Annotated in this window: 7 protein-coding genes; 5 read left to right on the forward strand and 2 right to left on the reverse strand. The window is 68.9% G+C overall.

Going from position 1 to position 11,195, the window contains the following annotated elements; all coding sequences use genetic code 11:
- Window positions 1–91 precede the first annotated feature (91 nt).
- Complete coding sequence (locus QO010_RS12050; protein ID WP_307349436.1) at window positions 92–2,866, forward strand: PAS domain-containing hybrid sensor histidine kinase/response regulator; 2,775 nt, start codon at window positions 92–94, stop codon at window positions 2,864–2,866.
- Complete coding sequence (locus QO010_RS12055) at window positions 2,853–3,308, forward strand: response regulator (protein ID WP_307349437.1); 456 nt, start codon at window positions 2,853–2,855, stop codon at window positions 3,306–3,308. The genes QO010_RS12050 and QO010_RS12055 overlap by 14 nt, the downstream gene beginning before the upstream one ends.
- On the opposite strand, the gene QO010_RS12060 is transcribed toward QO010_RS12055, so the two are convergent.
- Window positions 3,305–4,714, reverse strand: a complete 1,410-nt coding sequence (locus tag QO010_RS12060; protein ID WP_307349829.1) for an amino acid permease — start codon at window positions 4,712–4,714, stop codon at window positions 3,305–3,307. The two genes, QO010_RS12055 and QO010_RS12060, sit on opposite strands and share 4 nt — an antisense overlap.
- A 335-nt stretch (window positions 4,715–5,049) precedes the next feature.
- Here QO010_RS12060 and QO010_RS12065 point away from each other — a divergent pair, with 335 nt between their 5' ends.
- Window positions 5,050–6,810 (forward strand): DUF885 domain-containing protein, encoded by a 1,761-nt coding sequence (locus tag QO010_RS12065; protein ID WP_307349438.1) that lies wholly within the window; start codon window positions 5,050–5,052, stop codon window positions 6,808–6,810.
- A gap of 100 nt (window positions 6,811–6,910) precedes the next feature.
- On the forward strand, window positions 6,911–9,490 hold the full coding sequence (ligD, locus tag QO010_RS12070) for a DNA ligase D (RefSeq protein ID WP_307349439.1): 2,580 nt from the start codon (window positions 6,911–6,913) through the stop codon (window positions 9,488–9,490).
- Here ligD and QO010_RS12075 read toward each other — a convergent pair.
- The gene (locus QO010_RS12075; RefSeq protein ID WP_307349440.1) at window positions 9,487–10,008 is read right to left on the reverse strand and encodes a hypothetical protein; all 522 of its coding nucleotides are present in this window, start codon (window positions 10,006–10,008) and stop codon (window positions 9,487–9,489) included. The genes ligD and QO010_RS12075 overlap by 4 nt on opposite strands.
- Before the next feature lie 160 nt (window positions 10,009–10,168).
- Here QO010_RS12075 and QO010_RS12080 point away from each other — a divergent pair, with 160 nt between their 5' ends.
- Window positions 10,169–11,185 (forward strand): EpsG family protein, encoded by a 1,017-nt coding sequence (locus QO010_RS12080; protein ID WP_307349442.1) that lies wholly within the window; start codon window positions 10,169–10,171, stop codon window positions 11,183–11,185.
- The last annotated feature ends 10 nt before the right edge of the window (window positions 11,186–11,195 follow it).

The raw sequence follows: 11,195 nt of genomic DNA on the forward strand, positions 1-11,195 counted from the left end.
GGATGAGCAATAGCGGCACTTCGCGCGCCTGAAAATTAGGATTCCTTCAACGCGGATAGCGGCCCTTGGTCCGGCGAAAAAGGCGCCGATCATGACCCGTTCCGCAGACAAGCCGACGACGGCCGCGAAGGGCCCGCGACCCGCTCGCCACGAACCGGGCCGCGCCGAGCGCCGCTATCGCCTGCTGGCCGACAGCATGGCCGACGTCATCACCTCCATCCGGCTGGACGGCTCGAGCGACTACATCTCGCCCGGCATCGAGCGGCTGCTGGGCTACAAGCCCCGCGAAATGGCCCGCCGGCCCGCCCAGACCTTCGTGCATCCCGACGACCGCGCCATGGTCCTGCAGGCCTTCACCGACCTGGCGGGCGGGGCCGATCGCCGGATCCTGCAGCATCGCTGTCTGCACAAGGCCGGCCATGCCGTCTGGGTCGAGACCAGTCTGCAGCTGGTCCGCGAAGCGGCGGGCCAGCCGGCGGAATTCGTCGCCGTCATCCGCGACAACACCCAGCAGAAGCGGCAGGAAGACGAACTGGTGCGGGCCCGCGAGGCCGCCGAGGAGCTGACCCGCCGGGCCGACGCGGCCGAAGCCGTCGCCGGCCTGGGCCATTGGCGGCTGGACGCCCGCACCTTCGAGGTCGACTGGTCGCCCCAGATGTACCGCATCTATGGCCTCGATCCGGCCCAGCCTCTGGATCTCGAGGCCCTGATGGCGATGACCCATCCGGAGGACGCCGCCCGCGCCAGGGAGAGCCTGGCCCGCCAACTCGCCGACGGCGAGGGGGAGGAGGCGACGGAGACCCGCATCATCAACGCCAAGGGTGAGCTGCGCTACATGGAAGGCCGCTCGCGGGTCGAGCGCGATGCGACCGGGGCCATCTCGGCCGTGGTCGGCGTGCTGACCGACGTTACCGAGCAGCGCCTGATCCAGATGGCCCTGGCCGAGAGTGAGCTGCGCTACCGGACCCTGGCCGAGCATTCCACCGACATCCTGGTCCGCTGCGGGCGCGACGGCCTGCTGCGCTATGTCTCGCCGGCCATCCGCGCCCTGGGCTACACCCCGGAAGAGCTGAGCGGCCAGCCGGTGCTGAGCATCGTCGCCCCCGAGCACCTGGCGCAGAGCGCCGCCGTGCTCGAGGAGCTGTTCGGGGCCGAAGCGCTCGATCCGTCGGTCCAGCACGAACACTGCGTACTGGACAAGGCCGGCGCCCCGGTCTGGCTCGAGGGCCGGCCCAGCCAGCTGCGCGACGCCGACGGCCAGGTGGTGGAGATCATCACCGTCCTGCGCGACGTCACCGCCCGGCGGGCCATCAAGGCGGCCCTGGCCGAGAGCGAGGCCCGCCACCGCCGCCTCGCCGACACCGCGCCGGACATCATCACCGAAAGCGCGCTGGACGCGACCCTGACCTATGTCTCGTCCGCCAGCCTGGCCATCACCGGCTTTGCGCCCGAGGAGCTGGTCGGCCGATCGTCCTTGTCGCTGATGAACGACGAGGACGCCGCGCGGATGCTGGCCATGTGCCGCGCCGTCCACGCCTCCGACGGCGCCCTGGCCCCCTGGCCGATCCAGTTCCGCACCACGCGCAAGGACGGACAGGAAATCTGGCTGGAATCCAAGCCGGTCTTCTACCGCGACAGCGCCGGCAGGTTCGCCGGCCTGACCGACGTCGTCCGCGACGTCACCGCCCACAAGGCGCTCGAGGCCAGCCTGGAGCAGGCGCGCGCCGAGGCCGAGTCGGCGGCGGCGGTGAAGGCCGAGTTCCTGGCCAATATGAGCCACGAGCTGCGCACGCCGCTGACCGCGGTGCTGGGCTTTTCCCGGCTGGTCGCCGAGCAGCCCGAACTGACCCCGGCGACGCGCGGCTATGTCCAGCGCCTGACCACCGCCGGCAAGGCCCTGATGTCGACGGTCAACGACATCCTCGACTTCTCCAAGCTGGAGGCCGGCCAGGTCGAGATCCACAAGGTTCCGACCGAGCCCGCCGCGGTCATCGCCGAGGCCGTCGCCCTGCTCGAGACCACCGCCGACGACAAGGAGATCGGCCTGGTCACCCTGGGCCTGGAGAACCTGCCGCCCACCCTGTCCCTCGATCCCGACCGCCTGCGCCAGATCCTGCTCAACCTGGTCGGCAATGCGGTGAAGTTCACCGCCACGGGCCAGGTCACGGTGGCGGCCGACTGGGACGCCGCCGGCCAGATCCTCTCCTGCCGGGTGATCGACACCGGCCCCGGGATTCCCCCGGACAAGCTGCTCCGCCTGTTTCAGCGCTTTTCCCAGGTCGACGCCTCCTCGACCCGCCAGCACGGCGGCACGGGCCTGGGACTGGCCATCTGCAAGGGCCTGGTCGAGGCCATGGGCGGCGTCATCGGGGCGTCCAGCCGGCCCGGCGAGGGTTCGGTGTTCCAGTTCACCCTGCCGGCCGTCGCGGTCGAGGCCTCTGACGATGGCGGCGACCCGTCCGTGTCGGGAGGGCTGCCGATCGGCAGCCGCATCCTGGTGACCGACGACAGTCCGGTGAACCGCGAACTGGTCCGGGCCATCCTGTCGACCTGCGACGTGGAACTGACCGAGGCCGGCGACGGCGCCCAGGCCGTCGCCCTGGCCCGCGCCCAGCCCTTCGATCTGATCCTGATGGACCTGCGCATGCCGGTCATGGACGGCGAGACGGCCGCCCGGGCCATCCGCGCGGAACCGGGCCCCAACGCCGGCGTTCCCATCGTCGGCTTCACCGCCGACGCTTCGCTGACCGCGGGCGGGCTGTTCGATGCGGTGGTGGGCAAGCCGATCGAGGCGGGCCGCCTGCTCGGCGTCCTGGCGGAACTGCTGTGCGACGACGACCCGGAGGCCGATTATGCGGCAGCTTGAGGCGCGCAAACAACTGATCTTCGTCGCCGACGACGACCGGATGATCCTGGACCTGATCGTGACCCGGCTGCAGCTGGCCGGCTACCTCACCGCGCACGCCCGGAGCGGCTACGAGGCGATCCACGGCATCGCCGAGATTCGACCGGCGGGGGTGATCCTGGACGTCAACATGCCGGGCCTCGATGGCTTCAGCGTGCTGAAGCAGCTGAAACAGACGCCGCAGACCGCCAGCATCCCGGTGATGATGCTGACCGCCCGCAACGCGCCGGACGACGTGCAGAAGGCCATCGGCCTGGGCGCCCGCGACTTCCTGGCCAAGCCGTTCAGCGACACCCAGCTGCTCAGCCGCGTGGCGCGGCTGGTGCGGCCGGTTCGGCCAAGACCCGTGACGCCGCCGCCCGGGCCGACTCCCAAGCCTTCCGGGGGCGAGGTGCTGCTCTAGGCAGCCTTGGCCAACCGGCTCTGATGCATGCCGTAGAGCAGGTAGGCGACCACGCCGACGCCGTTCCAGATGAAGAAGGCCTTGATGGCCGTGTCGGGCAGGGTGGTGAACAGATAGAGGCAGCCGGCGATCCCGGCCACGCCGACCACCGGCCACAGCGGCGTCCGGAAGGTGCGAGCCCGGCCCGGATCGCGCACCCGCAGGATCATCATGCAGATCAGGGCGGCGATGAAGGCGCACAGGGTGCCGGCGTTGGCCACCGCGGCGATGTCGGCCAGTGGCACGGCGCCGGCGATGACAGCGGCGACGACCCCGGTGAACACCGTCATGATGACCGGGGTCCCGGTCTTGGCGTTCACCTTGGCCATGCCCATCGGCAGCAGGCCGTCGCGGGCCATGACGAAGAAGATGCGGCTCTGGCCATACATGAAGGCCATGATCACCGTCGGCAGGGCCAGGACGGCGGCGCCGGCGATGATCTCGCCGGCCAGAGGGTGTTTCAGCACCTTCAGCACGTTGACCAGAGGCGCGGCGGCGGCGGCGAATTCCGGAACCGCTAGGGCCCCGATCGCGGCGCCCGCCACCACCATGTAGATCAGGGTGCAGATCAGCATCGAGCCGACGATGCCGATGGTCAGGTTGCGGCCGGGGTTCTTGGTCTCCTCCGCCGCCGTCGACACCGCGTCGAAGCCGTAGAAGGCGAAGAACATGATCGAGGCGGCGGCCATCACGCCGATCTTAGTGCCATCCGGCTCCACGCCGCTGAAGCCGCGGGTCATGAAGGGGTGGAAGTGGTCGGGATTGAAGGCCGGGGCGGCCAGGGCGACGAACAGGGCCAGCGCGCTGATCTTGATCATCACCAGCACGATGTTGACCGTGGCGCTTTCCCGCGTGCCGATGACCAGCAGGGCGGTGACCACCAGCGAGATGAACACCGCCGGCAGGTTGATCAGGCCCGGATTGGTCGGATCCCAGGGCCCGGCCAGCAGCGCCTTGGGCAACCAGGGCAGGAACTCGGCCGCATGGCCCGACCAGCCGACGGCGACGGCGGCGCAGACCACGGTGTATTCCAGGATCAGGCTCCAGCCGACGATCCAGGCCAGCCCCTCGCCCAGCACCGCGTAGCTGTAGGTGTAGGCGCTGCCGGCGGCGGGCATCATGGTCGACATCTCGGCATAGGCCAGGGCCGCGCAGGCGCAGACCGCGCCGGCGATGACGAAGGACAGGATGACGGCCGGCCCCGCCAGGCCCGCCCCGACCCCGATCAAGGTGTAGATGCCGGTGCCGACGATGGCCCCGACGCCCAGGGCGATCAGATGGGGCCAGGAGAGGGTCTTCTTCAGCTGATGGTGCTCGGCGTGGTCGAGCAGGGTGTCGATCGATTTGCGCCGCGTCAGGAACATCAGCTGTCCTCCCCAGGATAGGCGGCGACATTGGCGTGCGCCGCGCGGGTTGGCCAGACCCGGCGGTTTGTGTGGCTGAGGCGCAGTAAGAATTGTCCACGAACCACACGAACAACACGAACGGGTCACTCGCGTCTCGACCCGGAGGGTCCTTTCTCTATGGATGGCCTTCGGCCGGTAGAGGCGCCTTCGGCGCGGCTCCGTTCGTGTTTTTCGTGTGGTTCGTGGACAAAACCTACGGCCCGCGCCGCCCCACGGCCTTGCAAGGTTTCCGCGCTTTTCCGGTTGATCCTGCCGGTGAATGGCCCAGCCTGCGGCTCTCAAACTGGAGTCGCCCGATGCTCAAGGCCCTCGCCGTTGCCCTGACCCTGCTGGCGGTTCCCGCCCTCGCCCACGCCACGCCCGCTGACGAGAAGGCCATGCAGGCCATCGTGCGCGACTATCAGGCCTGGTACGAAACCCAGGACCCGATCGGCGCCGGCATCAACGGCGACAAGGCCGCGCTGTCGAAGCTGCCGGACATCACCCCGACCTCGGACGCGGCCCGCAAGGTGGCCCTGCTGGCCTTCGACAAGCGCGTGCGGGCCGTGCCGACCGCCGGCCTGTCCGAGGATTCCAAGCTCAACCAGGGTTTCCTGGAGCGCATCCTGAACGACCAGCTGCAGGACATCCGCTTCGACACCGGCCGCATGCCCTTCAACAGCGATAGCGGCTTCCACCAGACCATGGCCTATCTGGCCAGCTCGACGCCGATCGACAGCGAGGCCGACGCCCTGGCCTGGATCGCCCGGCTGGAGGCGATGCCGAAATACTATGCCGACAACCTCGCCAACATCCGCCGGGGCATCAGGGACGGCTTCACCCAGCCCAAACTGATCGCCGTCATCGTCGCCGGCCAGGCCCGTAGAGCCGCCGACGCCCCGCTGGAGACCGACCCGCTGCTGGCCCCCTTCGTCAAGCTGCCGGCCTCGATTTCCCCCGCCCGCCAGGCCGAGCTGCGGGCCCGGGCGCTGGCCGTGCTGAAGGACAAGGTCCGTCCCGCCCAGCGCGACTTCGCCGAGCTGATGGAGAAGGAATACCTGCCCGCCGCCCGCCCCGGCCTGGGCGCCTCCACCCTGCCGGACGGCAAGGCCTATTACCAATGGCGGGTCAGCTATTTCACCACCACGGCCATGACCCCCGACGAGATCCATGCCCTGGGCGTCAGCGAGGTCGCCCGCATCCGGGCCGAGATGCTGACCGTCATGGCCCAGACCGGCTTCAAGGGCTCCTTGCAGGAGTTCATCGCCTATCTGCGCACCGACCCGCGCTTCTACGCCAAGACCCCCGAAGAGCTGCTCAGCTACGCCAGCACCATCGCCAAGCGGATCGACGACCAGCTGCCGCGCTGGTTCGGAACCCTGCCGCGCCTGACCTATGGCGTGCGGCCCGTGCCCGCCGAGATCGCCGAGGGCTACACCTCGGCCCGCTATTTCACCGGCAGCCCGCGCCAGGGGGTGGCCGGCGGCTTCATGGTCAATACCAGCCACCTGGACCAGCGGCCGCTCTATGAGATGACCGCGCTCGCCCTGCACGAATCGGTGCCCGGCCACCATCTGCAGATCGCCCTGGGGCAGGAGCTGGACGACGTGCCGGCCTTCCGCCGCGACGCCGACATGACCGCCTTCACCGAGGGCTGGGGCCTGTATGCCGAACAGCTGGGCGACGAGATGGGCATCTATCTGACCCCCTATGACGAGTTCGGCCGCCTCTCCATGGAGATGTGGCGGGCCTGCCGCCTGGTGGCCGACACCGGCATCCACTGGCTGGGCTGGACCAAGGAAGAGGCGCGGACCTGCTTCACCGACAACACCGCCCTGGCGCCGCTCAACATCGAGAACGAGCTGAACCGCTACATCGCCTGGCCGGGCCAGGCGCTGGGCTACAAGATCGGCGAGCTGAAGATCATGAGCCTGCGCGCCAAGGCCAAGGCGGAGCTGGGCGGGAAGTTCGACATCCGGCGGTTCCATGACGCGGTGCTGCTGGCCGGTCCCCTGCCGATGGACCTGCTGGAAGGCCGCATCGACCGCTGGATCGCGGCGGAGAAGGCGCGGAAGTAACTGCCCCTAAGAACCCTTCCTCCTCGATGGAGGAAGGGAGAAACAAGCGGGATCGGACTCCCCGCCAGAGTCGTTTCGCCCTCGATCCCGAGGAGCACCCATGGCGACCGCGAAACTCTCACGCTACCAGTCGATGCGCGATTTCGGCGTCACCGCCGAGCCGTCGGGGCGAGACGCCAAGGTCAAGCCGTCCAACCGCCTGCGCTTCGTCATCCAGAAGCACGCCGCCACCCGCCTGCATTTCGACCTGCGGCTCGAGCACAAGGGCGTCTTCCTGTCCTGGGCGGTCACGCGTGGTCCGTCATTCGACCCGCACGATAAGCGGCTGGCCGTCGAGGTCGAGCCGCATCCGCTCGACTATGGCGACTTCGAGGGGACCATCCCCAAGGGCCAGTATGGCGGCGGCACGGTGCAGCTGTGGGACCGCGGCTACTGGGCGCCCGAACCCGGAACCGACATCGACAAGGGGCTGAAGAAGGGCGACCTCAAGCTGGTCATCGAGGGCGAGCGCATGCACGGCTCCTGGGCCCTGGTGCGGATGCGCGACGACAAGCCCGGGGCCAAGCGGCACAATTGGCTGCTGATCAAGCATCGCGACGAGTTCGCGGTCGAGGGGCATGGCGAGGCCAAGGCGCTGGAGGACCGCTCGGTCGCTTCGGGGCGGACGATGGCCGAGATCGCGGCGGGCAAGGGCAAGGGTCCAAAGCCCTTCATGACCGCCAGCCACGCCGCCGCCGACGCCGTCTGGCAGAGCCGCGAGAACGCCCACTCCACCGCCGCCGCCTCGCCCAAGGTCGCCGCCAGCAAGGCCGCCAAACCCAGGGCCGTTGATCGGATGCCCCGCTTCGTCGAGCCCCAGCTCTGCAAGCTGGTCGACCGGCCGGGCCAGGGCGGCGGCTGGGGACATGAGGTCAAGTTCGACGGCTACCGCATGCAGCTGCGCGTCGAGGCCGGCAAGGCGCAGCTGTTCACCCGCAAGGGCCTGGACTGGACAGAGAAGTTCCGGGAGATCGCCAAGGCGGGCGAGGGCCTGCCCGACAGCATGATCGACGGCGAGATCTGCGCCCTGGACCATACCGGCTCGCCCGATTTCGCGGCGCTGCAGGCGGCCATATCCGACCAGAAGACAGCCGACCTGGTGTTCTTCGCCTTCGACCTGCTGTTCGCCGAGGGCGAGGACCTGCGGCCCCTGCCGCTCGAGGGCCGCAAGGCCCGGCTGCGCGGCCTGCTGGAAGGCGCCGACAAGCGTCTGCACTACGTCGAGCATTTCGAAACCGGCGGCGAGGCTGTGCTGCAATCGGCCTGCCGCATGGACCTGGAGGGCATCGTCTCCAAGCGGCTCGACGCCCCCTATCGCTCGGGCCGGGGCAACGACTGGACCAAGGCCAAGTGCCGGGCCGGCCATGAGGTGGTGATCGGCGGCTGGACGACCACGGGCGAGGCCTTCCGGTCGCTGATCGCCGGGGTCTATCGCGGCGAGCGTCTGATCCATGTCGGCCGCATCGGCTCGGGCTATGGCGCCGGCAAGGTCGCCCGGTTGCTGCCCCGGCTCAAGGCGCTGGAGACCGAGAAAAGCCCGTTCCACAACGGTCCCCGCAAGGGTCCGGGCGTCCACTGGGTCAGGCCGGATCTGGTGGCCGAGATCGAATACGCCGGTTTCACGGGCGACGGCTCACTGCGCCAGGCCAGCTTCAAGGGCCTGCGCGAGGACAAGCCCGCCGCCGAAGTCGAGGCCGAAAAACCCGCCGCCCCGACCACGCCCCTGGTCAAACCGACCGGGAAGGACAAGGCTATCGTCATGGGCGTCACCCTCTCCCATCCCGACAAGGCCCTCTGGCCCAATGCGGCCGGCGACGAGACGCCGGTGACCAAGCTCGACCTGGCCCGCTATTTCGAGGCGGTCGGCGGCTGGATGCTGCCCCACATCCAGGGCCGGCCCTGCTCGCTGATCCGCATCCCCGACGGCATCGGCGGCGAGCAGTTCTTCCAGCGCCATGCGATGCGTGGTTCCTCGGCCCTGATCGATGAGGTCGAGGTCAGCGGCGACCACAAGCCCTACCTGGTCTTCAACCGCCTCGAGGCCCTGGCCGCCGCCGCCCAGATCGGTGGGGTCGAGCTGCATCCCTGGAACTGCCGGCCGGACCAGCCCGAGGTTCCCGGCCGGCTGGTCTTTGACCTGGACCCCGGCGAGGGCCTGGGCTTCGAGGCGGTGATCGAGGCCGCCCGCGAGGTCCGCGACCGGCTGGAGACCCTGGGCCTGGTCTCGTTCTGCAAGACCACCGGCGGCAAGGGCCTGCACGTGGTGACCCCGCTCAAGCCGACGAAGCTTTCCTGGGACGAGGCCAAGGCCTTCGCCCGCGAGGTCTGCGCCCGCATGGCGGCCGACAGCCCCGACCGCTATGTGATCAACATGGCCAAGAAGCTGCGGGGCGGGCGCATCTTCCTCGACTACCTGCGCAACGACCGCATGAGCACCGCCGTCGCCCCCCTCTCGCCCCGCGCCAGGGCCGGGGCGACGGTCTCGTTCCCGCTCAACTGGACCCAGGTCCGCAAGGGCCTGGATCCCAAGGCCTGGACCGTGCGGACGGTCCCTGACGCCCTGGCCAAGACCACGGCCTGGGAGGACTACGGCGAGGGCGAGCGGTCGCTGGAGGCGGCGGTGAAGCGGCTGAAGGCCTAATCCGCCGGCTCCCGCGGGCGCAATTCATCCGGCGCCCGCCGACGGGCGTCGAGGTCGGTGCGGAATTGGGCGAGGCCGTGCAGGATCCGCTCGGGGGAGGCGACGCCGCGGTAGGCCATGACTTCGGCGTCGCCCCCGATGGTGCCCGACTGGATGTCCTCCCAGGCCGGCTCGCGGAGCTGGCGTTCGATCAGCTTGCCCCGGCCGTCATAGGTCACGCTGCCGAAAGAGCGCATGCGGTGGGCCTGGCAGTCGATCTGGTGGTAGGAGGCGGTATAGTCGGCCTTTTCGGAGGAGGCCCAGCCGAGGATCAACCAGACGATGGGCTGGTCGGTCTGGCGTGCGCCGGGCTTGGGCAGGCTCATGAACAGGAACGTGCCGTCGCCGTCGGTCAGGAAGGTGGTGTCCAGGTCCTGGGGCATGGCGGGGGGCATGACCGGCAGGGTGTCGGCCAGGGCCGGAGCCGCCGAGATCAGGCCGGCGGCTGCCGCGGCGGCGGCGATGATCCATCTGCGCATGAAGCTGTCCTCCCGGGTCCGCCCCGCTGGCCCAACCTAACAGCCCGGCGGCCGACATCGCCACCTCGCCCGCCCCGATCAACTCTGCTAACCCTCAGCCTGCTTCAGGAACGTCGCGTGGGGGAAGCCGCCCGGTATGTGGATCTATTGGCTCATGTTCATGACGCCGGCGCTGACCAGCATCTCGCCGTACCGCGTCGACCGTATCTCGCGCTACGTCATTCTGGGCGTCTTCTCCCTGATCCTGATCCTGCTGATCGGCCTGCGTGACCACGTCGGCCACGACTGGAACAACTATCTGAAGATGTTCTACCGCGACCAAGCGCGGGACTTCGTGGGGGTCGCCACTTCGGTCGAGCCGGCCTACGCCATACTGAACTGGCTGAGTTCCCGGCTGGGCTGGGACGTCTATGGCGTCAACGTCGCCTGCTCCATCGTCCTGGTCGGCGGCCTGTTCGCCTTCTGCCGCCGCCAGCCCAACTTCTGGCGCACCCTGGCCATGGCGATCCCGGTCATGGTCATCGGCATCGGCATGGGGGCCACGCGTCAGGCCACCGCCATCGGCCTCTTGATGTTCGCCTTCAACGCCTTTTCCGACCGCAAGCTGATCCGTTACCTGATTTTCGTCACCCTGGCGGTGCTGTTCCACCGCACGGCGGCGGTGTTCTTCCTGCCGGCCTGGTTCATCCACAACCGCTTCAGCATCCTGCCGCTGATCGTCGGCGGCCTGACCTTCTTCGTCGTCTCGAACTTCTTCCTGAAGGACGCGATGAGCTACTACAGCGACAGCTATGTCGGGGCCGACATCGTCGCCTCCGGCGCCCTGCCGCGGATCGCCATGAACGTCGCCGCCGCCGGGGTGTTCTTCTATTTCCGCAAGCGCTGGAACGAGCTCTATGACGACGCCCACCTCTATATGCTGATGTCGGGGGTGACGATCCTGATGTCCCTGGCGGTGTTCACCTCGCCCGCCGCCACCGACCGGATGAGCATGTATCTGCTGCCCATCCAGGTGGCGATCTTCTCGCGGCTGCCGGAGATGTTCGACAAGAGCCGCCGCACGCCCATCACCCTGGCGGTGTTCGGCCTCTATGCCGGCGTGCTGTTCGTCTGGCTGAACTTCTCCTATTTCGCCAAGACCTCCTGGCTGCCCTACAACAACCTGCTGTGGTCCTAGGGCGCCGGCG

Origin of the sequence: Caulobacter ginsengisoli, assembly GCF_030814835.1 — a bacterium.
Classification (GTDB): domain Bacteria; phylum Pseudomonadota; class Alphaproteobacteria; order Caulobacterales; family Caulobacteraceae; genus Caulobacter; species Caulobacter ginsengisoli.